35 protein-coding genes and 1 tRNA gene are annotated in these 21,114 nt (G+C 66.1%); 25 read left to right on the top strand and 11 right to left on the bottom strand.

All coding sequences use genetic code 11. The features are described 5' to 3' along the window. Positions 1-2 precede the first annotated feature (2 nt). Both G4G29_RS14550 and G4G29_RS14555 read right to left on the bottom strand, forming a co-directional pair. Positions 3-260, bottom strand: coding sequence for a hypothetical protein (locus G4G29_RS14550; RefSeq protein WP_183150602.1), 258 nt, complete (start codon positions 258-260; stop codon positions 3-5). A 9-nt stretch (positions 261-269) separates the two neighbouring features. Continuing rightward, the gene (locus tag G4G29_RS14555; protein ID WP_183150603.1) at positions 270-1,022 is read right to left on the bottom strand and encodes a hypothetical protein; all 753 of its coding nucleotides are present in this window, start codon (positions 1,020-1,022) and stop codon (positions 270-272) included. A 26-nt stretch (positions 1,023-1,048) separates the two neighbouring features. On the opposite strand from G4G29_RS14555, the gene G4G29_RS14560 reads away from it, so the two are divergent. From G4G29_RS14560 to G4G29_RS14590, 7 genes are all read left to right on the top strand, one after another. Next, positions 1,049-1,351 carry a hypothetical protein gene (locus G4G29_RS14560; protein WP_183150604.1) on the top strand — a complete coding sequence of 101 codons (303 nt, stop codon included), beginning with the start codon at positions 1,049-1,051 and terminating at the stop codon, positions 1,349-1,351. Next, the gene (locus G4G29_RS14565) at positions 1,348-1,605 is read left to right on the top strand and encodes a hypothetical protein (protein WP_183150605.1); all 258 of its coding nucleotides are present in this window, start codon (positions 1,348-1,350) and stop codon (positions 1,603-1,605) included. The genes G4G29_RS14560 and G4G29_RS14565 overlap by 4 nt, the downstream gene beginning before the upstream one ends. Before the next feature lie 133 nt (positions 1,606-1,738). After that, positions 1,739-2,134: a hypothetical protein gene (locus tag G4G29_RS20715; protein ID WP_202045289.1), complete on the top strand. Its 396-nt coding sequence runs from the start codon at positions 1,739-1,741 to the stop codon at positions 2,132-2,134. Next, positions 2,112-2,792: a hypothetical protein gene (locus tag G4G29_RS14575; protein WP_183150606.1), complete on the top strand. Its 681-nt coding sequence runs from the start codon at positions 2,112-2,114 to the stop codon at positions 2,790-2,792. Before G4G29_RS20715 ends, G4G29_RS14575 begins: the two co-directional genes overlap by 23 nt. Then, positions 2,792-3,133 carry a hypothetical protein gene (locus G4G29_RS14580; RefSeq protein WP_183150607.1) on the top strand — a complete coding sequence of 114 codons (342 nt, stop codon included), beginning with the start codon at positions 2,792-2,794 and terminating at the stop codon, positions 3,131-3,133. The genes G4G29_RS14575 and G4G29_RS14580 overlap by 1 nt, the downstream gene beginning before the upstream one ends. Then, complete coding sequence (locus G4G29_RS14585) at positions 3,130-3,771, top strand: hypothetical protein (protein WP_183150608.1); 642 nt, start codon at positions 3,130-3,132, stop codon at positions 3,769-3,771. Before G4G29_RS14580 ends, G4G29_RS14585 begins: the two co-directional genes overlap by 4 nt. Continuing rightward, positions 3,771-4,256, top strand: a complete 486-nt coding sequence (locus G4G29_RS14590) for a single-stranded DNA-binding protein (RefSeq protein ID WP_183150609.1) — start codon at positions 3,771-3,773, stop codon at positions 4,254-4,256. Before G4G29_RS14585 ends, G4G29_RS14590 begins: the two co-directional genes overlap by 1 nt. Positions 4,257-4,277: 21 nt before the next feature. Here G4G29_RS14590 and G4G29_RS14595 read toward each other — a convergent pair whose 3' ends face one another. Next, positions 4,278-4,970: a hypothetical protein gene (locus tag G4G29_RS14595; protein ID WP_183150610.1), complete on the bottom strand. Its 693-nt coding sequence runs from the start codon at positions 4,968-4,970 to the stop codon at positions 4,278-4,280. A gap of 86 nt (positions 4,971-5,056) precedes the next feature. Between G4G29_RS14595 and G4G29_RS14600 the strand changes: the two genes are divergently transcribed. Then, the gene (locus G4G29_RS14600) at positions 5,057-5,665 is read left to right on the top strand and encodes a hypothetical protein (RefSeq protein WP_183150611.1); all 609 of its coding nucleotides are present in this window, start codon (positions 5,057-5,059) and stop codon (positions 5,663-5,665) included. Positions 5,666-5,745: 80 nt separating this feature from the next. Here the strand turns inward: G4G29_RS14600 and G4G29_RS14605 are convergent, their stop codons facing one another. Beyond that, positions 5,746-6,279: a hypothetical protein gene (locus G4G29_RS14605; RefSeq protein ID WP_210274180.1), complete on the bottom strand. Its 534-nt coding sequence runs from the start codon at positions 6,277-6,279 to the stop codon at positions 5,746-5,748. A 52-nt stretch (positions 6,280-6,331) separates the two neighbouring features. Here G4G29_RS14605 and G4G29_RS14610 point away from each other — a divergent pair, with 52 nt between their 5' ends. Both G4G29_RS14610 and G4G29_RS14615 read left to right on the top strand, forming a co-directional pair. After that, positions 6,332-6,541: a hypothetical protein gene (locus G4G29_RS14610; RefSeq protein ID WP_183150613.1), complete on the top strand. Its 210-nt coding sequence runs from the start codon at positions 6,332-6,334 to the stop codon at positions 6,539-6,541. A gap of 182 nt (positions 6,542-6,723) precedes the next feature. Further along, positions 6,724-7,101, top strand: a complete 378-nt coding sequence (locus G4G29_RS14615; RefSeq protein WP_183150614.1) for a hypothetical protein — start codon at positions 6,724-6,726, stop codon at positions 7,099-7,101. Positions 7,102-7,342: 241 nt separating this feature from the next. Here the strand turns inward: G4G29_RS14615 and G4G29_RS14620 are convergent, their stop codons facing one another. The 5 genes from G4G29_RS14620 to G4G29_RS14640 all read right to left on the bottom strand — a co-directional run bounded on the left by G4G29_RS14620 (position 7,343) and on the right by G4G29_RS14640 (position 9,578). Continuing rightward, positions 7,343-7,906 (bottom strand): hypothetical protein, encoded by a 564-nt coding sequence (locus tag G4G29_RS14620; protein WP_183150615.1) that lies wholly within the window; start codon positions 7,904-7,906, stop codon positions 7,343-7,345. A gap of 97 nt (positions 7,907-8,003) precedes the next feature. Then, on the bottom strand, positions 8,004-8,513 hold the full coding sequence (locus G4G29_RS14625) for a hypothetical protein (RefSeq protein ID WP_183150616.1): 510 nt from the start codon (positions 8,511-8,513) through the stop codon (positions 8,004-8,006). An 81-nt stretch (positions 8,514-8,594) separates the two neighbouring features. Further along, entirely contained in the window at positions 8,595-8,771 is a 177-nt protein-coding gene (locus tag G4G29_RS14630; RefSeq protein ID WP_183150617.1) for a hypothetical protein, read from the bottom strand. An 82-nt stretch (positions 8,772-8,853) separates the two neighbouring features. Next, complete coding sequence (locus G4G29_RS14635; RefSeq protein ID WP_183150618.1) at positions 8,854-9,126, bottom strand: hypothetical protein; 273 nt, start codon at positions 9,124-9,126, stop codon at positions 8,854-8,856. Between the two features lie 164 nt (positions 9,127-9,290). Further along, positions 9,291-9,578: a hypothetical protein gene (locus G4G29_RS14640; protein WP_183150619.1), complete on the bottom strand. Its 288-nt coding sequence runs from the start codon at positions 9,576-9,578 to the stop codon at positions 9,291-9,293. Between the two features lie 87 nt (positions 9,579-9,665). On the opposite strand from G4G29_RS14640, the gene G4G29_RS14645 reads away from it, so the two are divergent. Genes G4G29_RS14645 through G4G29_RS14655 form a run of 3 tightly spaced genes read left to right on the top strand, consistent with a single transcriptional unit; the run spans position 9,666 to position 13,087 of the window. Next, a complete protein-coding gene (locus G4G29_RS14645; protein ID WP_183150620.1) occupies positions 9,666-10,169 on the top strand; it encodes a hypothetical protein in 504 nt (167 codons plus the stop codon). Beyond that, positions 10,159-11,475 (top strand): PBSX family phage terminase large subunit, encoded by a 1,317-nt coding sequence (locus G4G29_RS14650; RefSeq protein ID WP_183150621.1) that lies wholly within the window; start codon positions 10,159-10,161, stop codon positions 11,473-11,475. The genes G4G29_RS14645 and G4G29_RS14650 overlap by 11 nt, the downstream gene beginning before the upstream one ends. Before the next feature lie 19 nt (positions 11,476-11,494). Then, positions 11,495-13,087, top strand: a complete 1,593-nt coding sequence (locus tag G4G29_RS14655) for a hypothetical protein (protein ID WP_183150622.1) — start codon at positions 11,495-11,497, stop codon at positions 13,085-13,087. On the opposite strand, the gene G4G29_RS14660 is transcribed toward G4G29_RS14655, so the two are convergent. Continuing rightward, entirely contained in the window at positions 13,055-13,384 is a 330-nt protein-coding gene (locus G4G29_RS14660; RefSeq protein ID WP_183150623.1) for a GNAT family N-acetyltransferase, read from the bottom strand. The two genes, G4G29_RS14655 and G4G29_RS14660, sit on opposite strands and share 33 nt — an antisense overlap. A gap of 22 nt (positions 13,385-13,406) precedes the next feature. Between G4G29_RS14660 and G4G29_RS14665 the strand changes: the two genes are divergently transcribed. Next, a complete protein-coding gene (locus tag G4G29_RS14665) occupies positions 13,407-14,588 on the top strand; it encodes a phage minor capsid protein (protein ID WP_183150624.1) in 1,182 nt (393 codons plus the stop codon). Positions 14,589-14,698: 110 nt separating this feature from the next. On the opposite strand, the gene G4G29_RS14670 is transcribed toward G4G29_RS14665, so the two are convergent. Beyond that, the gene (locus G4G29_RS14670; RefSeq protein WP_183150625.1) at positions 14,699-15,121 is read right to left on the bottom strand and encodes a hypothetical protein; all 423 of its coding nucleotides are present in this window, start codon (positions 15,119-15,121) and stop codon (positions 14,699-14,701) included. A 123-nt stretch (positions 15,122-15,244) separates the two neighbouring features. Here G4G29_RS14670 and G4G29_RS14675 point away from each other — a divergent pair, with 123 nt between their 5' ends. The 11 genes from G4G29_RS14675 (at position 15,245) to G4G29_RS14725 (ending at position 20,985) form a co-directional block, all read left to right on the top strand. Further along, positions 15,245-15,934 (top strand): hypothetical protein, encoded by a 690-nt coding sequence (locus G4G29_RS14675; protein WP_183150626.1) that lies wholly within the window; start codon positions 15,245-15,247, stop codon positions 15,932-15,934. Between the two features lie 22 nt (positions 15,935-15,956). Then, positions 15,957-16,958 carry a major capsid protein gene (locus G4G29_RS14680; protein ID WP_183150627.1) on the top strand — a complete coding sequence of 334 codons (1,002 nt, stop codon included), beginning with the start codon at positions 15,957-15,959 and terminating at the stop codon, positions 16,956-16,958. A 13-nt stretch (positions 16,959-16,971) separates the two neighbouring features. After that, positions 16,972-17,379: a hypothetical protein gene (locus tag G4G29_RS14685; RefSeq protein ID WP_183150628.1), complete on the top strand. Its 408-nt coding sequence runs from the start codon at positions 16,972-16,974 to the stop codon at positions 17,377-17,379. A 44-nt stretch (positions 17,380-17,423) separates the two neighbouring features. Next, a tRNA-OTHER gene (locus G4G29_RS14690) sits at positions 17,424-17,482 on the top strand. After that, positions 17,473-17,886, top strand: a complete 414-nt coding sequence (locus tag G4G29_RS14695) for a hypothetical protein (protein WP_210274181.1) — start codon at positions 17,473-17,475, stop codon at positions 17,884-17,886. Before G4G29_RS14690 ends, G4G29_RS14695 begins: the two co-directional genes overlap by 10 nt. A gap of 1 nt (position 17,887) precedes the next feature. Beyond that, a complete protein-coding gene (locus G4G29_RS14700; RefSeq protein WP_183150630.1) occupies positions 17,888-18,313 on the top strand; it encodes a hypothetical protein in 426 nt (141 codons plus the stop codon). A gap of 8 nt (positions 18,314-18,321) precedes the next feature. Continuing rightward, positions 18,322-18,669, top strand: a complete 348-nt coding sequence (locus tag G4G29_RS14705; RefSeq protein ID WP_183150631.1) for a hypothetical protein — start codon at positions 18,322-18,324, stop codon at positions 18,667-18,669. 9 nt (positions 18,670-18,678) lie between these two features. Continuing rightward, positions 18,679-19,044, top strand: coding sequence for a hypothetical protein (locus G4G29_RS14710; RefSeq protein WP_183150632.1), 366 nt, complete (start codon positions 18,679-18,681; stop codon positions 19,042-19,044). Positions 19,045-19,205: 161 nt separating this feature from the next. After that, positions 19,206-19,616: a hypothetical protein gene (locus G4G29_RS14715; protein WP_183150633.1), complete on the top strand. Its 411-nt coding sequence runs from the start codon at positions 19,206-19,208 to the stop codon at positions 19,614-19,616. A gap of 44 nt (positions 19,617-19,660) precedes the next feature. Beyond that, positions 19,661-20,410 (top strand): hypothetical protein, encoded by a 750-nt coding sequence (locus G4G29_RS14720; RefSeq protein ID WP_183150634.1) that lies wholly within the window; start codon positions 19,661-19,663, stop codon positions 20,408-20,410. Positions 20,411-20,430: 20 nt separating this feature from the next. Continuing rightward, entirely contained in the window at positions 20,431-20,985 is a 555-nt protein-coding gene (locus G4G29_RS14725) for a hypothetical protein (protein ID WP_183150635.1), read from the top strand. Positions 20,986-21,114: the final 129 nt, after the last annotated feature.

Below are 21,114 nucleotides of genomic sequence, written 5' to 3' on the forward strand. Positions count from 1 at the left end.
TGTCAGAAGTGCTCGTGGAAGAACGCCCAGGAGTCCCATCCGCCGCCGACTGCCGCTACACCCGGGTCGGGGCTCAAGAAGAACGAGTCCCTGCCGTCTTGCTTCAGCGTCGCACGGTACGACGGATTCAGGTCGTAGAGAACCTCGAAAGTGTCGTCGGAGATCCGCGTGATGGTCACGGGGTGACCCGAGGAACCTCCGCTGAAATTCACCGAGTCGCCGATGGTTCGAGGAAGCTCGGGCAGCACGTTTTCGGTCATGCCCGCACTCTATCGCTGCGGCGTCGAGCTGCTCTTATCCGAAGGTCTACGCCGGCGCCGGCGGGGCTTTTGCTTGGGCATTTGATCTATGCAGTCGGTGTCGTCGGCGATCAGATTACGGCGCCGTTTGAGCTTCCCGCTAAATGTCGGCCCGGATATAGACCCGTCTCGCCACTTCCGAATTTCTGCCATCAGGAACTTGCACCTGCGCGCGGTCTTCCAAAACGAAGAGCTCTTGAGTGTGTCCCGGACGAGGCCGTCGATCTGGGCCAGATAAAGCCGGTCCTCTTCGTGGGCCACGAGCATTGCGGCTTGAAGGGACGACTCGAGTACGGCCGTCGAAGGGCGATCGGGGTACGGCGCCTCGTCGGGATGCCCGCTCCAGCGCATGTCGACAGCGTCGACAGCGCTCACCCATTGATCGGCTGCCTCGCCGTAGAGCCCGAGAGCCTCGATCAGGTAAATCAGACGTTCGTCGAGTCGCTTCTGATAGTCGCGCTCGACCTCCCGCTCGGCGTGAGCACGCTCATGATCGCCGCGCGCCGTCTCAGCTTCGACGCCCTGCTTCGCGATCTCGGTCGCCTTGTTCGCGGATCGGTTAGCCGAGATTGCAACCGCGAAGGAAGCCACCGCAGCGAGAAGAGGAACGAGCAACTGAGCAAAGGTCTCGAAAGTTGTTGGACTCGCGTCCTGGATTTCTCCCAGGATGCAGAGAAGCACCCCACTGATCCGGCCCGAATCGTCGGCGATGTCGCAGTTCACAGCCGAATCGTATCGGCAGTGACCCCATGAGCATCATCGGTGATGCGTTCAACGCGTGGCGCGAGTGCCGCGCCGAGTACGACGACACTCTCTACGCGCAGTACGAGGCTGCCGAGGAGGCGACGAACGGCGCGATGCTGAACGCTCGTGGCCGGGAGAAGGGTGTCGACCCGTTCTCGCTGTTCATGGGGAACGAGACGCGCGCTCTCGCGTACGCGTCGGAGGAGCTCGTCGAGCACTGGGCGGCGCACCCGCGGATCACGTTCGCGAAGTTCGAGAAGCAGTGGCAGGCGCAGCGTGAGGCTGAGCTGATCGAGGATGCGGCATGATCGCCACGCTCGAGGCAAACATCGCCCACGCGCTGATCTCAGTCGAGGAGAAGGTGTGGGAGCCGAACCGTGAGGTGACGCTCGAGCGTCTTCGCATCGTTGAGATGATGCACGAGGGCTGGCCGCAGTGTCGCCTGTGCGGTCAGACGGTCAACCGCCTCGACTCCGCCGGCCTCTGCTCGAAGACGTCCCCCGCGCACCAGGAGCGCCGCGGCATCCCTGTCCCGAAGAAGAAGGCGGGGAGCCGATCGTGAAGAACCTGCCACCGGGTGCCGCCCCGGATACCCAGCCCCACGAGCCCCGGATGCCGTGTCGTCCGTCGTGCTGCAAGACCCCGTACATGTGCGCCCGGAACAGGGCGTGTGACTGCCATCGAGAGGAGAAGCGATGACCACCACAGCGATGTTCGAGCAGATCCGCGAGCGCGACGGCGGCTTCTGCCTTCTCGTGCTCCCCGGATGTCTCGGCGAGGGGAACGTGCCACACCACCGCGCGAACCGCGGCTCGGGCGGATCCAAAGTCCTCGACGACCCGCGTGTGCTCGCCCTGGCGTGCTCGATCTGCAACGGGCGCGCGGAGGACGCGAGCGGCATCGTCCGTGCGGATCTCATTCGCCGTGGCCTCCGGGTCGAGAAGGCGGCCACAAACGCGCAGACGCTGCAGCGGTGCATCGATACGCCGGTGGAGTACCTCGACGGCGAGCTGTTCTATCTCGTCTCCGCGACCGAGCGGCGACACATCAGTGAAGGGAGGCCCGACCGTGACGTGGTTCAAGGTCGATGACGGGTTCTGGTCTCACCCGAAGACGGCGACGCTGTCGGATGCGGCGGTGACGCTATGGGTGCGAGCGGGCGCGTATTCGTGTCAGCACCTCACCGACGGCGTGATCAAGCGGCCCGTGCTGCGGCTCGTCGGTACGGCCGAGGCTGCGTCCGAGCTCGTCGAGGTGGGGCTGTGGCTTTCCGAGGCGGACGGGTGGCGTTTCCATGACTGGGCGGAGTATCAGGAGACTTCGGAGGCGGTGAAGAAGCGCCGCGAGGATGCTCGCGATCGGCAGCGGAAGGCGCGGGAGTCACGGGAGCAGAAGCGTTCACGGTCACAGGGTGAGTCACGCGTGACAGACGCCGTGACAGACGGTGTGAGTTCGCAACCCCCGACCCGACCCGACCCGACCCGACCCGACCTCCCCTCTACTGACGTAGAGGGGGCGCGCGAGGCGCCCTCCCCCTTCTGCTCGAAGCATCAGCCCAACGGCCCCGATGGGAAGTCGTGCCGGGCGTGCGGCGACGCCCGCATGGCCTACACGCTCGCCCCGCCGGTGGTGAAGTCCGCGCCGATCCCGTTCACGGTCGTCCCTGGGTCAATCTGCCCAGACGGGAAGCACAGGCTTCTCGGCGACGGCACGTGCATCCGCTGCGAGTACCGGGCGGAGGTGGCGTGATGGATGGCTACCTGCCCGTGAGGGTGAACGTCCCGCTCGACGAGTACCGACGCCTGAATGCGGAGGCGGAGGCACGCGGCATCAGCATCGCAGAGCGGATCGCACAGGTGCTCAGCCCGCCGAAGCATGGCGGGCGCCGCCGGGGCTCGGGTCTGCGGAGCGGCTACACGACCAGCGCCGGTGAGGAGATCGCCGCGGGCCGCCGCTTCAACATGTCGTGGGCCGAGATCGCCCGCCAACTCGGAGTCTCCGACTTCACAGCGAAAGCGTGGGCGGCGAAGTACGAGAACGAAGTCAGAGAACAGAACATGCGCGAACGCGCAGAAAGGAGAGCATCATGAATGCTCAAAAGCTCCGCACCAAGACGAACCGTCTCCGGTACAAGACACGCGACGGCAGTCTCGCCCACCGAGTGCTGACCATGATCGGCGACCGTCACCGCTGGTATGACTGGGGTCACCGGCTGATGATCCTCGTCGGCGACTACCGCACCGGTAGCTACGACGCCCCTCGCGGCCGGGACCTCTGGTACCGCTTCGCAGACGAGAACGAGGCGCACGGCCGCATTATCACCACGCACCACTACGCCGACGTCCGTGCGACCGAAGGTCAGGACGTGTCCTGGCGGATCTTCGACGTGCAGGATGAGGGTGGCACGGTCAAGCTCGGCTTCTGGGGTGAGCGCATCGCTCACTACGGGCTGAGCCGCCGCGAGCTCGCGCTGTTCCGTCGCTGGGACTTCTGGGAGTGCCGCGCCCGGGGCGAGTGGTTCGGCCTTCGGCGGTGGCTGTACTTCAAGGGCCTGCACGCAGCGGTCTACCTCAAGAGGCCCTTCGCCTGCAACGAGGTCCCGCCGAATGGAACGGGCGGCTACTCGCACTGGCACTGCGAGCTCCGCGGCAAGCACGACACGCACCGATTCCGGAACTACACCTGGGCAGACGACGCCAAGCGCGTGCAGTACGAGGGGGTGCGCTGATGGCTGGCGAAACCGTGATCACCGTCGTCGGCAACCTCACTGCCGACCCCGAGCTGCGATATACGCAGAACGGCCTCCCCGTCGCGAACTTCACGATCGCGAGCACCCCGCGGAACTTCGACCGTGCGAAGAACGAGTACGTCGATGGCGAAGCGCTGTTCCTCCGTGCATCCGTGTGGCGCGAGTTCGCCGAGCACGTGGCGGGCTCGCTGACGAAGGGCATGCGCGTCATCGCGCAGGGCCGTCTGCGTCAGCGCTCCTACCAGGACCGCGAGGGCAACCAGCGCACCGCGATCGAGCTGGAGGTCGACGAGATCGGCCCCTCGCTCCGCTACGCGACCGCGCAGGTCACCCGCGCGGTCACTGCTGGCGGGCAAGGCGGGCGCATTAGCCCGACCGCCTCCGAAGAGCAGAGGCAGACGCCCACCGCTCAGATGGACGCGTGGTCAACGGCGGGAGGGTTCGGCGATGACACGCCGTTCTAAGACTCGTAGCTTTCTTCCCCTCTACGACGCTGAGGCCGTGTCTTCAATGTCCGTATCGATGTCCGGGACACCCCGAGCAGGCATTCCTCGCACGATTGCGTCATGGTCCCCGAGGTCCATGAAGTCGATCCATGCCGACGGGCCGGACGGCATGTTGTCGATGAAATCTTTCGTTCGAAGAGCGCCTCGCAACCAGAGCTCAATCGCTGTTGCGAGCCACAGCATCGTGCGATATGTGAAGGAATCCGGCTGGTCTTCTGATCTGTGGACCACTGCATTGATGTACTTCACCACCGGAACATCACGACTCCGCAGGTGGGCGCCGAACGCGTTGACCTCCTGTTCGTACCGTGCATTTGCGCGGTCCATCTCGGCGGTGTCCCGCACTGCGTACGCCCGCCCAATCGCGTTCAATGCCTTGATCAGCTCGGCAGCCTGGGCGCGAAGCGCGGCTTCCTCCGCTCGAACTCGCTCACGGCTGACTGCCCAAAGCGCGATTCCAGCGCTGACCAAGACAGATAGGGACGGCACGAGCACCGCTCCGACAAAGTCGAACGGCATCTCGACGGTCACATTGATTGGCATGCCCCGAACTCTACTGGCAGGTGAACCATGAGCTTCCGGGCGAAGTACAACGGGGTGTGCGGGAACGAATGCAGCGACCGGATCCATGAGGGCGACGAGGTCGAGTACGTCGAGCAGGTTCTCGTCCACGTCGACTGTGCGCCAGCGTCCGAACCGGAGCCCCGTCCCGTCTGCCCCACCTGCTTTATGGAAATCGCACTGAACGGAGCCTGCTCATGCTGAACCAGATCCTCTGCGTCGCCGCCTGGCCCGGTGTCCCGTCGGTGGCACCGTGCAAGGCCTCCGACGTGCACCTGGAGACGTGCGCGAACGACGACTGCCGCGGTTGCTTCCCTCGACAAGCCGAGCGCGGGTTCCTGTGTGCGTCGCATTTCGACCGCGTCGAGCACGCCCTCGCCCGCTGGTCGGAGTTCGCGATCCGTGCCGGCCGCCTCGGCCTGACGAAAGCCGTCCAGCGCGACAACGCCGGTGTCCGCACGACCGCCGAAGGGCACGTGAACCTCACGGGCGTGTATCTCGCATTCGACGAGTGCCGCCGTTTCCTCCGCTCGAGCCCCGACACCGCCGAGATGTGGGTGCAGACCGAGGCGGGCGCCGCCGACGCGATCCAGTTCGCCGCCGCCGCAGAACGCGCCTACCGGTCCCACGAAGTCGAGGAGCGCCCCCACCGCATCCGCCGGGTCCGCTGTCCCGAATGCCAGCAGCAGATGATCTGGCACCCGCCCGCCTGGTACGAGGGCCACGTGACCGTGAAGTGCACGAACGACGAATGCAGGCACGTCCTCAACCAGGACGAATACGAAGAACTGGAGCAGAGCGCGTGATAAGTACGAGCGACGCCCACCCCTCGCTACGGAAAGGCGCATCTGTTACCAGCCGGTCAGGGCTCTTCGACCGACGCGGCTTATTTCGCCAACGGGTGTTCCCAAGGGCCGACCACGTGGTCATCCGTGAGCTTCTTTCGCCAGACGCGCCGAGTTGGCCGGAGAAGCCAATTCCGGGTCAGATAGATCACCTTCGTTTCGTGCCCAGCCTCGATCTCGTCGTCCATCCAAAGTTGAACCGAATGGCCCGGCTCAACGACGAGAGGAAAGCCCGGGTTCGTGGTCCCCGTCAGGGATTCCTTGCCAATAGCCAGCAGCCGGACGTCTTCGCCGCGCGGCTCACCGACACCCACACGAGGCACGGCAAGGGCCTGGCGACCCACGTTAAACAGGGTGAGCATCACGCCTCGGTTATGCCACCCGTCCGACTCGTATTGTTTGACCACATGGAAGTCCACGAGCAGCCGTGGCCCACCCGAGTAGAAGGAGTGAAGCAAGGCAGCCACGGAGACCGCGAGCGCCACGAGACTCAACGCCGACGCGAAGTCGAAAGCCGCAGGCTCGTTCACGAGCTCGACGGGGAAGGGCGTCTGAGTAGTAGCGATTGTCGGCATACCCAGATATTAGGGCCGTCGGGCTGTCTCGCGACGCGAGCAGGGATCGCGAATGACTGAACTGAAGGAGTGGGTCACGGTCAAGGAGGCCGCGTTCCTCGCCGGCCGCGACGTCCGCCAGATCTACCGCTGGATCGACGCAGGGCGCCTCGCCTCCCGCACGAACACCAGCGGCGTCACTATCGTCCTGTCGAAGGCCGTGCAGCGCATCGAGACGGAGGTCAAGCGCGGGCGGCCGAAGGGATCACCTAACAAGCGCTAGACGGCGACCGAGAGTGATCGCGGTAGCGATCGTAAGACTTCGTGCGCAATCTGGCGAATGGCGGCCGGGACAGGACTCGTCTTGGGGGGCTGTCCCGGCACTTGGTCAGTACCCCCCGTCAACCAACCTAGAGAGTTACCACGAGACAACCGGTGATAGGCCTCGTCTACGGATGGGTCAACGTGGGCACCGCCGTCCTGGTTCGCGACCACGAGAACGAGATCCTTGCGGCTGAAGTCCACCCGCAAACCGTCCCGGAAGACCGGCATACTCCACCACTCATCGAACACAAGGAATCGACCGGCGGCCGGCGCCCGGCCCACTCCGAAATTCGTTCGTTGTCTCAGGTTGGTGCGGTGCTTGAAGTCATCCAGGATGGGCACCCAGACCAGCTCCGTGTTCCCCTGGTCGTCAAGAACTGTGACCTGCGCAGCCACGAGGTTGCTCGTCGCTGCGAGATTCGTCTCGATCACCTGTCCGGCAGTATCAAGCCACCGCGTTCGGTCGAGTCGGTCGATCTGATCGAGCAAGGCGTGGCTTTGACCCCTGTTATGCAATAGCACCCGAAGACTCGTCGCCATTGGGCGGGCGTACGACAGCGAGCCTGAGTCGTACCGCCCGGCGTAGTCGCTAAGCAATTGAAGATGCTCTGCGACATGATTCTTCAGGTCGTCGGGAGTCTGCGTAATTCGGGCCACGATCTAATTCTGGGGGAATTGCACCCAGACATGCGGATATTCGTCAAAGCCGTCATGATGGAAACAGCAGGACGACTCTGTCCACAGCACGAAGCCCCGGCCCTCACACGAGGATCATCGGGGCTTCGCCAGTCTCATCCACCCCGGCCTCCGGCGGCAGCGTGCCCACGATGATCAAGCCGGCCGTCACCTCGCGCGCGTTCCACAGGCGAATCGCGCGGCGGACGAAGTACAGGTAGTCCATCGCGTGGAGGCGATCGTCTACGGTAACCCCGGGGTATGCGACAGCATGCAACGCGCTCTCGATCCACGGCCGCAGCTCAGCATCCTCCTTCGTCGTCGAGTACAGCTCCACGTGCGCCAGAGCCTCTGCCCGCGTACGATGCATCTCCTGCTCAACCTCAGCCACAGTCTCCTGCCATACAGCCACGGAATTTCCCGGGTCTTGGAGGTTCGCGAACTGCTCCGCCGCCGATACCGAGCGCATCATCGCCAGTGCAACCTGGGCGCGCTCCTCACGCTCACGCTGATCGACCTCTCGCTGTCGATGCGCCTCGTCCCGCAACGATGCTTCCTCAGCGATCAGCGTCGCCTTGCGGCCATTCGCGTATGCCAGCCAGGCCAGGAAACCGGTGACAACCACGGACCCGAGCGTGATCCACACCATCCACCAATCAGCAGTCATCCCCACAGCATCCCAGACCGCGCTGGTTCCCGCCCAGACCGAAGCCCCGGCCTCACGGGGGACACTGGGGCTTCGATCGTCACAGCGAGATGTGGAAGATGCGCTGGTCGTCTTCAGGGTCAGATTCGCGGCGATACCGGATGGTGAGCTTCTCTGGGGATGGTCCCCAGATCTGCGCCACGTAGAACGTGAAGGTGTCGCCGTACTCGTACCGGCCGTCCTGATGGCTCGACTCAATCGTCAGCAGGTTCGCCGTGGCGTCCGGGGTGACGTCAAACTCACTCACAAGAAGCGCCTCGCCCGACGAGTTCGAGACCCGATACTTCGACTCGCCCACCTCGCCGGCTGACCAATCCTTTGGAGTCATCTCCTCACGCTTGATCCGATTCGCTTCCTCCTGTGCCTCCGCCTGACGGATAAACGCGGTATTCGCCTCACCCGCGAGACGCGCGGACTCATCCCTCGCCTCGCGAGCCTCATCACGCGCGTCGCGAGCATCGCGCAGAGTGTCTGTAGCCGCCCTCGCCTGCACATACGTGAACACCGCACCCGCGAGGGTTGCGCATGCGGCAACGAGCGCGATCCACAATCCAGCTGCTTCCATCCCCACAGCATCTCAGAGCGAAGCCCCGGCACCTCGAGAGGGGACGCCGGGGCTTCGCACATTCGGTCACTTCCCGTCTACGAAGATCCCGCCAGGCTGCTGACCACCGATCACGGCGCGATAGGCATATGCCGCATCCCGAAGCATTGTGGTTCCTGCAACACCACCCCGCTCTGCGGCCTCGTCGGCCAGCTTCTTCACCGAGTCAAGGATCGCGTTCTGCGCCTCCTGCGAACTTGCCATGTGCTCCCGCCCTTCTATTCCCCGAGCCCTGCGCACGGGTAGCGGTCAGCATAGAAGCTGCCGCCGACACTCTGCACTTGCGTCAGAACGCCCCGAGCGGCGGCTCTTCAGAGCGCACCGTCGCCGGACCCACGTACGGTATCGGCCGAGAGATCGCCGCAGCGTCCCGCACAGCCCGCCAGCGCTCTACCGCCCGCTGAGCCGCATCTAACTGCTCGACCACGTCATCGAACGTGCTCGAGTCCTGCGCACCGCGCCCGATCATCTCCGCCAGATACGACGCACACCGCGACGCCTCATGCGACGCGGCATCGAGCCGCTCCTGCGCGAACCGCACCGCAGTCATGTCCGACATGTGATCCTCTCCGTCAGGCGCCCGCGCACGAGACACCCACAGCATCCCAGAACCACAGCGGCCAGGCCAGGCGCCAACCGCGAACGCGTACAGGCTGCGCACGATGAGGTAGCCAGTAAAGGCTCGCGCGTCGAGGACGAACCTGCGCGATGAGCTTGACCGCCCTATTCGTCAGCGCCGCTCTGGTGCTTCGCGACCCCCATCCAAATCTCGAGTGCGAGCCACACGGCCAGCCCCACCGGAACCAGGACCGCTGAATCCCCCAGCGCCCCCGCGACCTCGGCGACAAAGTCCTGCCCGGATATGACCGCAGCGATGAACGCACAAGCCCCCAGAATGACGACACTTCGGAGCCAGACCACTGGAATGTGCAGACGGTCGTACACCGCGAGCGCCCGCCTCTGCTTCCGCGCGGCACTCTCGAGCTCTCGCCGCCACTCCGCGTTCGTCATGCCTGAATCGTAGTGCCGTCCCAACCAGACCGCGTCCGATCGACGCATCCCGCACAGGGCAAGAGGCCCGAGTCGAGGTGAACCACCATGGCGATCTCCGACGACCAGAAGGCCCAAGTCCTCGCACTCCACGCCCAAGGACTCGCACGCAACGAAATCGCCCGCCGCGTCGGCATCAGCGCCGGCTCCGTCACAAACATCTGCCGCGCCGCCGATCGCGACTTTGACCGGTCAGAGACGAAACGGGCGACCGAGGCACGCCAGGTCGATCTCGCTGCTGGTCGTATCCGTCTGGCGAAAAAGATGCTCGCGGCGTCCGAGGCGATGCTGGACGACATCGACGGCGAGTACCTGGTGTACAACTTCGGCGGCAAGGACAACGACTACAACGAGCATCTGCTCGCAGCGGCGCCTGTCGAGGTGAAGCGGAACATCATCACGACTGCCGGCATCACGTTCGACAAGCTCACCCGCATCGTGGAGAAGTCGGACACTGGCCTTGAGCAGGCTGTCGGGGTCCTCGACACTCTCGCCGAGGGATTCCGGACGGCAGCGGACATATACCGAGGCGAGACGCCGAATGAGGCTTGACGAGATCGAGCGGTCGGCATCCCGCGCGCAGATCTTGTCCCTCGTCGATGCGACGAAGTTCAAGCTCGCGCTGTGGTTCGGTGCTGTGTCCTCCGGGAAGACCGTGATCAGCCTGTGGGCGTTCCTGCTCGCTGTTCGCATGGCCCCCCGTACGGGGATCATTGTGATCGTCGGGCGGACGATGACGACCGTTTACCAGAACGTGTTCGTCCTGTTCCAGAACACCGCGATCTTCGGCACGGTCATCGCCTCTCAGATCCACTACACGCCCGGCGCGTCGTCGGCGCGGATCCTGGGCCGCGAGGTCATGGTCATCGGGGCACACAACACCGAGGCCGTGGGCCGCATCCAGGGCTCGACGATTGCTCTCGCGTACGTCGACGAGGCCGCGCTGCTGCCCGAAGCGTTCTGGAACATGCTCGTCTCCCGACTCCGCGTCGAGGGCGCACGTCTCCTCGCGACGATGAACCCCGCATCCCGCAACCATTGGATCCGCAAGAACTGGATCGTCCCCGGCGCCGCGAAGAACCTCGTCAGCTTCCATTTCACCATGAAGGACAACCCGAACCTGCCTGCCGAGTACATCGCCGACATGGAACGGTCCTTCTCCGGAGTGTTCTACGACCGGATGATCAAGGGCGAGTGGACGAACGCCGAGGGCGCCGTCTACCCAATGTGGGATCCCGCCCGTCACGTCATCCGCTTCGACGACATGCCCCGCCTGCGCGATGTCATGGGTATCGGGATGGACTACGGCACGACGAACACGACCGCGGCTCTGATGCTCGGCGTGACCGATGAGACGAAGGTCGACCGGTACGGGCACACAGTCCCCCACTCACGCCTCGTGCTGATGGACGAGTGGCGGTACAACCCGAAGGATCACGGCGACGTCCGCCTCACGGATGCCGCCCTGTCGCAGCGGTTCCGCGAATGGCTCCCGAAGGATCACACACCGTACCCGTTGACCATCGCACCACGGTTCCTCATGCTCGACCCCGCCGCTGCATCCATGCACATGCAGATGCAACAGGACCTCCGAGGTACCGGGCTCTCCCCCTGGCCTGCCGTTAACGATGTCCTCCCGGGCATCAAGACGATCGCGAACCTCCTCGACAACGACGACATGATCGTCACCGATCGCTGCGAGGGCTGGAACGCCGAGGTCACCGAGTACCGGTGGGACGCGAAAGCGACCGACGCCGGCGAGGACGTCGTCGTGAAGGAAGACGACCACTCGCTCGACGGTGGCCGGTACATCACCCACTCGACCGAGAACTACTGGCGGCCCCAGCTCGCCGCCTGATGCAACCGGAAGGGGAGCCATGCCGATCCCCGAACCGAACACCCCCTGGCTTCCCGCTCCGTGGGACTTCGCATACAAGTCGTTCGCGGAGAACGACGCGTGGTACACGGGCGACACCGCCGCCCTCGCGAAGATGTACGGACGTGAGGGCGCGACCCGTTCAACGCATGTCCGCCACGGGCAGCAGATGCATGGTGGTCTCGTCGGTGCCGCGTCCCGCATGTTCTGGGGTCGCCCGGTGCCAGCGAACGAGAACCGTGCACGCCTCCACGTCCCCGCCCCGGCGGACCTCGCCGCGCTCGCATCGAATCTCGTGTTCGCTGAGCCGCCCGAGGTGCGCCTCGAGTCGCCCGGGGAGACGAAGCTCCGCCGCGACGGGAAGGCGCAGACGCGCCTCGACCTGATCGCAAACGGTGACGAAGCGCACGCGACGTTCAACCAGATGGGCGAGCTCAAGTCCGCTCTCGGCGCTGTCGCGCTCGTCACCCGCTGGGACACGGAAGTCGCCGATCACGTCTGGCTGGAGCCGTCCGCGGCCGACGTCATCATTCCCACGTTCCGCATGGGGCGTCTCGTCGAGTGCACGATGTGGTCCGAGTACGTGAAGGGCTCGGTCTACTACCGTCACCTCGAGCACCACGTCGTCGGTGCGATCGAACACGCGCTCTTCGCTGGCTCCGAGAACAACCTCGGCCGCCGCGTGCCGCTGGCCGAGATCCCCGAGACAGAGACGTACGCCGCTCTCGTCGACGCGGACTCCCGCATCCTTACGGGCATTGACCGCCTCACCGCTGTCTACAACAAGAACATGCCGACCGCGGCCTGGCGTAAGAAGGGCGTTCTCGCTTCGACGGGACGCTCCGACTTCGCGCAGCTGCACTCGCTGTTCGACTGGCTCGACGAGACATTCTCCTCGTGGATGCGCGACCTGCGTCTCGGCGCCGGCAAGATCCTCGTCCCCGAGGCAGCCCTCGATGTCGGGCTCATCGGGCAGGGTGCATCGTTCGACTCTGGCCGAGAAGTCTTCGCTGGCCTGAACATGCCTGGCAAGCCGGGCGAGATGGCGTTCGACAAGGTGCAGTTCGATATCCGCGTCGAGGAGCACGAGAAGACGGCGTTCGGCATCTACCGGGAGATCCTCCGCAAGGCCGGGTTCTCCCAGTCGGCGTGGGGCGACTACGCCGGTGAGCGCCAGCAGACCGCGACGGAGGTCGACGCGAAGGACAAGGCGTCTGAGCGCACGCGGGACAAGAAGATCCTGCAGGAGCGGGTCGCGATCTCTCGTGCCGCATCCGTGGCGCTCGAGATCGACGGGCTCGTGTTCCCCGGAAAGGGCGGCGGCCGGTACGACCAGCCATCCGTGATCTTCCCCGACGTGTCACAGGAAGACCCGGAGAAGCTCGCCCGCACCCTGACGCTCCTTGAGACAGCTTCGGCGATCTCGCTCGAGCAGAAGGTGCGACGTGCCAATCCCGATTGGGATGACGACAAGATCGACCCTGAGGTGAAGGCGATCCGCGCCGAGCGTGGGCTGTCCCCCGACCCGGCCACCTTCGACGGCACCGACCCGGCAGCCGAATCAGGGGAGATCGAACTCGACGTCAGTCGTTAGCGCTCGTGCCTTCGCGAAGACTGCATCGGCCTCGCCGTTGACAATGTGCGCTTGCACAGTGCGCGCGCCGACTACCTCGATGGCGTGGACCAGCAATCGAGTCGCGAAGCCCTGACCACGCAGAGCGGGCTGCGTGCTGATGGACCCGACGTAGAGCGTGCGGTCGCGGAACAGATCGCCCTCCAACTCGGATACCTGCTGATCGAGGTTCTCGCCGTCATCGACATACAGAGTCGCGGTGACGTATGCGAGCTCTTCGGCACCCGAGGTGGTCGTGTGTATCTCGATTCGCTCCATACGGAGAGCGTAAGGGGGCATCGTGGCCGCATATGTGCCCGACGTCGACGGAATCCCCGCTGATGAGTTGCTCGAGCTCCTCGGCTGGGAGCTCGCGGAACGGTTCACGGACGCCGAGAACGTGATGCTCGCCGAGATCGCTCGCCGTGCACGCCGCATCATCATGCTGGAGGCTGACGCCCAGGCTGCGGACGTGGTCGCACGGATGCGGATCTCGCAGGAGCTGTCAATTGAGCGGGCGCGCGCGTACCGCGACCTGCAGGGCCTCGCACGCCAGGTGGTCCGCGACCTCCGCGAGCAGGATCTCGCGGAGTGGCTGATCGACATCGCCGCGAAGGAAGGCGAGGCTGCAGCCGCGGCCCGTCTGCAGCTCGCACGCCGCATCCCCGGTCGCGTGTTCCCCGGCTCGTCAGTGCAGGCTGTCGGCGCGCTCACCCTCGACCTATCGTCCCGACTCGAAGCGCTCGAGCAGCGCATCCTCCGCTTCCCGCAAGACGTCTACCAGCGGGTGATCTCCGAGACCGCACCCCGCGTGCTGCTCGGCGCCGAGAACTACGTCCTCAACCAGCGGCAGGCCGTGCAGCGTTTCCTCGACCGCGGCATCACCGGGTTCGTCGACAAGTCCGACCGCCGCTGGACGATCGGCGCGTACGCCGAAATGGCAGGCCGCACCGCAACCGCCCGCGCATGGAACGACGCCGGTGTGTGGCGGATGCAGCAGGCGGGCCAAAACCTTGTCACCGTGCAGGGCGGGTACGACGCGTGCCGGGCGTGCGCGCCGTGGATCGGGAAGATCCTCTCCACCGACGGCAGCACCGGCACGATCGTCCTCCCCCACGCGACGCAGGACCGCGAGGTCACGATCACGATCCACGGCACCGTCGAGGAAGCACGCGCCGCCGGGTGGGGTCACCCCAACTGTCGCGACCGTCTCACCGTCTACCTCCCCGGGCTGTCCGTCCCTCAGGCCGACTTCGAGTACAACGAGGCGGCCGAGAAGGAACGAGCACGGCACCGGGAGCTCGAGCGCGAGGTGCGCGCTGCGAAGCGCCGCGAAGCGACAGCGATGGACGACATCGAGCGCCGGAAGGCCGCCCGCGATGTCACCGACGCTCAGGCCGAGCTACGCGAGTTCGCACGTAGGACCGGCCGGAAGCGCCAGTCCTACCGCGAACAGCTGCACTTCGCCGACGGGCGCTCATAGACCATCCCGGCAGGGGTCAACGCGGCATCGGTTCCATGTGCTGCTCCCCGCGAAGGCTGCTCATCACTGCGTCCACCTTTCGGCGCTAGGCAGACCTGCCCCCGCCGGGATCATCTCGAGAAGAACAGCGTCAGGAACACCGACGCAATGTTGGAAGCCACGATCGACACGATTGCCCAGATGATCGTCGTCTTCTTGCTGTCTCGCTGTCGGCCCTCTGCGCCCTCATCGAGGATCGCCGCGACCGCTTTCGCTTGTCCTTCTGTCAAGCTCGCGAGCTCTTGGTTTTTCGCGGCAGTCGCGGCCGCCGTCTCGGCGATGACTGTCTGAGCCTCCGCCTCAGCAGTTACGTCGGCGGCCATATCGCGCAGGTCTGCTGCCGCGCGCCGAAGTTGATCCAGCTTCTGATCGAGAGTGACCGGCTGCACCGTCGACGGATGCGTCCCGCCGCGCGCTCCGCTGACGAACGCAAACACCGCTACTGCCGCCGAAACCGCGCCCGCGGCTAGCGCGGCCCACCCCGAATAATCCACGAGTTCAACCTAGTGGAGCGCTCGCCCTCATGCCCCGTGCCGTCGTTGGCCCTGCACAGCGACGGCACGGTCTTTCTCCTCACGCGCAGGGCGTCGAGGTCACCGATGAGCAGGAGGCTCACCATGGCAACACCCACGAAGTACCGCCACCCGGTCGCGATCAACCGCGACGGCATGGCGCAGATCGGCCCGACGCAGTTCGAGCTGCGCGGCATCCGCTTCGCCGACGACCCCGCTGGCGCACCGCCCGCCGCAGCGCCCGCGTCCCCGGTCGCACCGGCACCCGCAGCACCCGCCCCCGCCCCCGCGGCCCCCGCCGCCCCCGCCGTGTCTGCACCTGCCCCGGCGGCTCCCGCAGCGCCAGCGCCCGCTCCCGCACCTGTGGCCCCGGTTCAGTACCGCGGAGATCCCGACGAGTACGTGCGCGAGCTGCGAGGCGAGGCGCGCACGCACCGCGAGGCGAAGGAAGCGGCAGAGACACTGGCCGCCGAGCGCGCGCAGGAGAACACCACCCTCGCCGCGGAGCGCGATCAGCTTCGCCGTGAGAACACGGTCATCCTCCGCGCCGGCGAGCTCGGAGCGAAGGCCGCCGCTCTCCTGGACTCGAAGGAGTTCACCACAGCTTTCGCCGCTGTCGACCTCGCGGACCCCGCGGCCGTCGACAAGGCGATCACCGACGCGCTCGAGAGGAACTCGGCGTTCAAGGCAGGACCGTCCCTCCCCGGCACAAGCGGTGGCGGGCATCAAGGCGGCGCTGCACCCACCACCACCCCGACCATCGAAGGCGCCGTGAAAGCGCGCCTCGGTGGCTAGCTCCCCGGAAGGGAGATGAATCATGCCCGTCACCCTCAATGAGGCGAAGAGCAACGCTGTCGAAGACCTCGACGTCGCGGTGATCGACGAGTTCCGCAAGGAGTCCGCGATCCTCGACGAACTGATCTTCGACGACGCGGTGAACCCCGTCGGCGGAGGCGCAACGCTGGACTACGGCTACCGCCGTCTGGCCACGCAGCGCTCCGCAGCGTTCCGCGCCTACAACACCGAGTACACGCCCGAGCACGTCACCACCACGAAGGTCAGCGTCACGCTCGCCCCGCTCGGTGGATCGTTCGAGGTCGACCGTGTCCTCGCCAAGATCGGCCCCGCCGCCAGCGGTTCCGTCGCCCTGAACCTTCGGCAGACCGTGAAGAGCACGGTCACGAAGTTCCAGGACGCCGTGATCAACGGTGACACCGCGGTCGAGGCGAACGGCTTCGACGGTCTCGACAAGGCCCTCACCGGCTCGACGACCGAGATCAACGCCGGAGTCGTCACCGACTGGCGCAGCTTCGCCACGGCGGACTCCCAGCACGCCGCGCTCGACGTCATCGACGAGTTCCTGTCATCCCTCGACGGCGCGCCGACCGTGATCTTCGGCAACGCGAAGGCACTCGCCAAGATCCGCGCGGCCGCCCGCCGCGCAGACATGTACGTCCGTTCCCCGCTCGAGAACCTCGCCGGCCCCAACGGCCGCCCGATCGTTCGCGAGCAGTACGGCGACATCGTCTTCATGGACCCGGGCGCGAAGGCCGGATCCAACGACCCGATCATCCCGATCGAGACCCGCACCGTCGCGACCGTGTCCACCACGGGCCTGACGGACCTCTACGCGGTCCGCATCGGCATGGACGGGTTCCACGGCGTCTCGACCGCGGGCGGCCAGCTCGTGCAGACGTGGCTCCCCGATTTCACCACCGCTGGTGCCGTGAAAAAGGGCGAGGTGGAGCTCGGCCCCGTCGCCGTCGCCCTCAAGTCCACCAAGGCCGCTGCGGTCCTCCGCAACGTCCGAGTCCAGTAAGGAGATCTGGATCATGGCGAAGAAGACCATCAAGACGCCCGTCGAGGGCTTCGACGGGATCGTCGTGGGTGTCGCGTTCAGCAACGGCGTCGGTCACACCGACGACGAGAGCGCGATCTCCTACTTCGAGCGTCACGGCTACGAGGTCGCCGGCCACGTCGACGAGGACGCAGATCGGGAGTACCCGCTCGGCGACCCGTCCGACAAGTGGACGGTGAAGCAGCTCCTCGCATACGCGAAGGACCGCGGCATCACCATCGAGTCCGACGTGAAGACGAAGGACCAGATCTGGGCTGCGATCCAGCCCGGCGGCACCCCCTACAAGGGAGTCACCACCCCCGAGGGAGAGGCGCTCGTCAACGACAGCACCGACCCCAAGGACAAGACCGTCAAGGACCAGGCAGACCTGCCGGTCAAGTGACGTCACCGCTCCCCGCACGGCTCCGGTCGTGCGGGGAGCACCACCGACACGTAGCTCAGCAGGCAGAGCCACGGCGCAGGTTCGAATCCTGCCGTGTCGACCAGCACGAACACACCACCGGCTGAGGAGGCCATCATGCGCATCAACCACCCCCGCCCCCAGCTCGGCCGTCAGCGCGACCTGGGCGTCGAGTTCATCGACGGCGTCGCGATCGTCGAGTCGTTGCACCCCGAGCGTGAGCGTGCGCTGCTGCAGCACGGCTACACGATCACCGCGGACCCCGAGATCGAGGCACCCTTCCAGGAGTCGATCGGCGAGCCCATCGTCGACCTCGAGAAGCTCACCCGCGCCGAGCTACGCGGGATGCTCCCGGAAGATGCGGACGTGCCGGCGAAGGCATCGCACAGCGAGCTCGTCGATCTCGTTGCCGCGCTGCCCGCGGATCCGATTCCGGGCAGCGTCGACAACGGCGACGGCAGCTTCACCATGCCGGCACTCGAGGGCTGACATGCCCCAGCGCGTATACGCCACCCCCACGGACTACACGAAGTATGCCGAGGAGGACTGGGACGGCGACCCCGACGTGCTCGAGAAGCGACTCCGATCGGCTTCCATCGAGGTCGAGAAGCTGACCCGCCTCGCCCGCTACGACGTGGACGACGACGGGTACCCCACCGACGCCGACGGGACCGAGGCTTTCGCTGAGGCGACGTGCGCGATCGTCGAGTACTGGTCGCCCGCCGGCACCGACGACCCGCTCGGCGTCGATGCGTCCGCCGGCGCGGTGAAGATACTCTCGGTCTCCCTCGGCACCACCTCATCGAACAACGACGCCCGCACCGGGCACGACAAGCTCGTCAGCCGCATCGGCGAACGGGCGATCGACATCCTCGCGAACGCGGGCCTCCTCAGGGCGGCCGTCTACCACTCGTAGGAGGACTGATGCCTCGGCTGAGGAAGAAGCACCTCCCGCAGCGGGTGACGGTCACCCCGTTCGTGGGTGATGGCCCCGAGGGCGACATTTGGGGCGACCCGATCCCGAACGTCCCGGCGTACGCGGAGCAGAAGACGTCACTCAAGGTCGACCGCCGTGCGACGTCACCGTCTGCCGGTCAGGAGATCGTGTCCCGCACGACGGTCGTGCTGCTCCCCGAGCACGACTACCCGCCGCGGACCCGCGTCACCGTCTTCGCGGGCACGCCCCGCGAGCGCACGTCTGAGGTCATCGACTCCGCCCTTGGCATGTACAACGCCCGCACCCCGAACCACGTCGAGCTGTACCTCGAGTAGGAGGCCGCCATGGGTGTTCGCGCAGACGTTTCGATGACGAACAACTTCGGCACCGTCACGGAGCAGATCCTGCAGCGGCTCGTCGCCGGTGAGAACAAGGCCGCCGAGCGCGGCGTCGCCCTCGCCGTGGACCTATCCCCCATGGATCAGGGCAACCTGCGCGCCGCGCACCACGTCGAGCCGGCCACGAACCCCACCGAGGGCGCGCAGGTCGTCGTGGACGCCCCCCAGGCGGCCCGTCTGCACGAGCACCCCGAGTATGACTTCTCGACGGACGCGAACCCGAACGCCCAAGGCAAGTGGGTCGAGACGGCGATGGTCGAGAACAAGAGCGAGCTCGGCGCGATCATCGCCAAGGAGGTCCGCGGTGGCTGACAGCGGCGTCCCGATGTGGGACCCAGCCGACGACATCGAGTGCTTCATTCCCATCGACCCCGACCGTATGGGCTCCCCAGAGTGGTTCAACCGCGTGTCCCCTCCCTCGGCGCGCTCTGAGGCGATCTGGGCCGAGACTGCACGCCGCATGGGGGTGTCCGATGGCTGACGCACCGGAGATCATCCTGAATCGCGCGCTCGCGCAGCTCCTCAACGATCGCGGCCTCGCTGTCTACGCGACCACTGGTGTGATTCCGCCTCGCGGCATCCGTCTCGACGGCGTTATGCCGCTCATCGACGAGTTCACCCTCCTCACGCCGCTCCGTCCCATCCCCGACGGCCGAGCCGACATGACCTACCGGACGCAGATCTACACGCGACGGAAGGGCTCAGTCCTCGTCGCTCGCAACTGGGCCGCGGACCTCCGGGCCGTCCTCGACCAGAAGGAATACACGCCCGCGGTTCTTGGCATCTCGTGGGCGTGGGAGTTCTCCGGCGACGACCACGAACCCGACTCGCAAGGCCGCTCCGCCGCGGTCTCGACCTACTACTTCCGCGGGCGCCGCCCGTAGAGCCGCCGGAGCTCCCGGCACCCACCCACCGAAGGAGACGACCCATGGTCGATCACACCCTCTACGACACGACGGTCCCCTCGGCGGGGTCCCTCGCGCTCGCTCACCAGAAGATCCTCCGCATGAAGGTCGCCGGCGTGTTCATCAACGTCGCCGGCGACATCAACAACCTGGCCGGCAACCCGACACCGATCACCGTGCAGCGCGAGGTGTACGGCACGAAGGGCCGCCAGTCGCAGGACATCATCGGCTACAACTTCGCGCCGTCGTTCTCCGTCGAGGGCGTCCGCGACCCGCAGACGAAGCAGCTCGTCGCCGCGCAGGCGTGGCTCGTCGACCTGCTCAACGCGGCCTACGCCGAGGGCGAGGACAACAAGCGCGAGTTCCAGTGGTTCGACGCGCTCGACCCCCGCCTGCCCGCCTTCGAGGGCAAGTTCTCCGTCGCTGTCGCGGACCTCAACACCGGGTACGCCGACAAGGGCGGCTGGACATTCACCCTCACGAACGACGGCGTCGTGGAGCGCATCATCTCCCCGATCACCGGCGACGGCGCAGCGATCCTCGAGTCCGCGTCCCCCGCGGGTCAGGCCCCCGGTGACCTGATCGTCGTCCGCGGCTACAACCTCCTCGGCACCATCTCCGCGACGATCGACGGCATCGAGGTCGACGAGATCCGCCCGGTCGACGACAACGCCGTGGTCATCGCGATCCCGGCCGCGGTCGCCGGTTCCGCGCCGATCATCCTCACGACTGCTGCCGGGGCATCCGAGCCGCTGCCGTACGCCGCGGCCTGACCACAGGAAGCAGGGTTCCTATGGTCACCGCATCAGAGGTCGGCCGCGACCTGCATCTGACCGTGGAGGGTGTCGCACCGTACATCGTGCGGCCCCTCCCCGGTCGGGTCGGCGAGCAGATCACCTCCACCTACCTCCTCGCCGCCGTCGGCCGCGCCACTGCCGAGGAGATGACGGACGCGTTCCGTATGGCCCTCGACGGGGCGGTGAAGGATGGCGACCGGTTTGTGCCTCTCCCCGACGGGGAGCAGCACAACTACAACCGCCTGCAGGACGAGCTCCGCACCGCGGAAGCTGAATCGATCCTCATGCCGGCGTTCCTCTGGCAGACCGTGCTCGGCCTGTCCGGCGTCACCGCGTTCATCGAGGGCGGTGAAGGCGTCGCCGGTGGGGTAAAAGCCCTGTGGGCGCTGACCGCACGTTTGGGAGCCTCTCCCTCGCGGACATCGCCCAGTTCGGCATTGGACGAGCTGACCCGGCTACAGGCCGTTTCCCCGAGTACGTCTTCCCCCCAGGGTGGCGTGAAGCCCGGGAGGCAGCCGCGCGACAGGCAGCCGAAGCAGAGCAACGACTGACGGGTGCCACTGCCCGCGACATCTGGACGCACGCGTTTCCGCAGCTGTACGGCGAAGTCGAACTCGACCTCGCGCAGAACCACCTGATCTCCGACCTGGACCGCGCTCTCGACACGAGGACATGGCATT

Origin of the sequence: Microbacterium sp. Se63.02b, assembly GCF_014171575.1 — a bacterium.
Classification (GTDB): domain Bacteria; phylum Actinomycetota; class Actinomycetes; order Actinomycetales; family Microbacteriaceae; genus Microbacterium.

Excerpts from the sequence above, each read along its gene's own strand:
- G4G29_RS14550 (WP_183150602.1), bottom strand. The coding sequence starts at position 260 with ATGACCGAAAACGTGCTGCCCGAGCTTCCTCGAACCATCGGCGACTCG.
- G4G29_RS14560 (WP_183150604.1), top strand. The coding sequence starts at position 1,049 with ATGAGCATCATCGGTGATGCGTTCAACGCGTGGCGCGAGTGCCGCGCC.
- G4G29_RS14565 (WP_183150605.1), top strand. The coding sequence starts at position 1,348 with ATGATCGCCACGCTCGAGGCAAACATCGCCCACGCGCTGATCTCAGTC.
- G4G29_RS20715 (WP_202045289.1), top strand. The coding sequence starts at position 1,739 with ATGACCACCACAGCGATGTTCGAGCAGATCCGCGAGCGCGACGGCGGC.
- G4G29_RS14580 (WP_183150607.1), top strand. The coding sequence starts at position 2,792 with ATGGATGGCTACCTGCCCGTGAGGGTGAACGTCCCGCTCGACGAGTAC.
- G4G29_RS14585 (WP_183150608.1), top strand. The coding sequence starts at position 3,130 with ATGAATGCTCAAAAGCTCCGCACCAAGACGAACCGTCTCCGGTACAAG.
- G4G29_RS14590 (WP_183150609.1), top strand. The coding sequence starts at position 3,771 with ATGGCTGGCGAAACCGTGATCACCGTCGTCGGCAACCTCACTGCCGAC.
- G4G29_RS14600 (WP_183150611.1), top strand. The coding sequence starts at position 5,057 with ATGCTGAACCAGATCCTCTGCGTCGCCGCCTGGCCCGGTGTCCCGTCG.
- G4G29_RS14605 (WP_210274180.1), bottom strand. The coding sequence starts at position 6,279 with ATGCCGACAATCGCTACTACTCAGACGCCCTTCCCCGTCGAGCTCGTG.
- G4G29_RS14610 (WP_183150613.1), top strand. The coding sequence starts at position 6,332 with ATGACTGAACTGAAGGAGTGGGTCACGGTCAAGGAGGCCGCGTTCCTC.
- G4G29_RS14620 (WP_183150615.1), bottom strand. The coding sequence starts at position 7,906 with ATGGTGTGGATCACGCTCGGGTCCGTGGTTGTCACCGGTTTCCTGGCC.
- G4G29_RS14630 (WP_183150617.1), bottom strand. The coding sequence starts at position 8,771 with ATGGCAAGTTCGCAGGAGGCGCAGAACGCGATCCTTGACTCGGTGAAG.
- G4G29_RS14635 (WP_183150618.1), bottom strand. The coding sequence starts at position 9,126 with ATGTCGGACATGACTGCGGTGCGGTTCGCGCAGGAGCGGCTCGATGCC.
- G4G29_RS14640 (WP_183150619.1), bottom strand. The coding sequence starts at position 9,578 with ATGACGAACGCGGAGTGGCGGCGAGAGCTCGAGAGTGCCGCGCGGAAG.
- G4G29_RS14645 (WP_183150620.1), top strand. The coding sequence starts at position 9,666 with ATGGCGATCTCCGACGACCAGAAGGCCCAAGTCCTCGCACTCCACGCC.
- G4G29_RS14650 (WP_183150621.1), top strand. The coding sequence starts at position 10,159 with ATGAGGCTTGACGAGATCGAGCGGTCGGCATCCCGCGCGCAGATCTTG.
- G4G29_RS14655 (WP_183150622.1), top strand. The coding sequence starts at position 11,495 with ATGCCGATCCCCGAACCGAACACCCCCTGGCTTCCCGCTCCGTGGGAC.
- G4G29_RS14660 (WP_183150623.1), bottom strand. The coding sequence starts at position 13,384 with ATGGAGCGAATCGAGATACACACGACCACCTCGGGTGCCGAAGAGCTC.
- G4G29_RS14675 (WP_183150626.1), top strand. The coding sequence starts at position 15,245 with ATGGCAACACCCACGAAGTACCGCCACCCGGTCGCGATCAACCGCGAC.
- G4G29_RS14680 (WP_183150627.1), top strand. The coding sequence starts at position 15,957 with ATGCCCGTCACCCTCAATGAGGCGAAGAGCAACGCTGTCGAAGACCTC.
- G4G29_RS14685 (WP_183150628.1), top strand. The coding sequence starts at position 16,972 with ATGGCGAAGAAGACCATCAAGACGCCCGTCGAGGGCTTCGACGGGATC.
- G4G29_RS14700 (WP_183150630.1), top strand. The coding sequence starts at position 17,888 with ATGCCCCAGCGCGTATACGCCACCCCCACGGACTACACGAAGTATGCC.
- G4G29_RS14705 (WP_183150631.1), top strand. The coding sequence starts at position 18,322 with ATGCCTCGGCTGAGGAAGAAGCACCTCCCGCAGCGGGTGACGGTCACC.
- G4G29_RS14710 (WP_183150632.1), top strand. The coding sequence starts at position 18,679 with ATGGGTGTTCGCGCAGACGTTTCGATGACGAACAACTTCGGCACCGTC.
- G4G29_RS14715 (WP_183150633.1), top strand. The coding sequence starts at position 19,206 with ATGGCTGACGCACCGGAGATCATCCTGAATCGCGCGCTCGCGCAGCTC.
- G4G29_RS14720 (WP_183150634.1), top strand. The coding sequence starts at position 19,661 with ATGGTCGATCACACCCTCTACGACACGACGGTCCCCTCGGCGGGGTCC.
- G4G29_RS14725 (WP_183150635.1), top strand. The coding sequence starts at position 20,431 with ATGGTCACCGCATCAGAGGTCGGCCGCGACCTGCATCTGACCGTGGAG.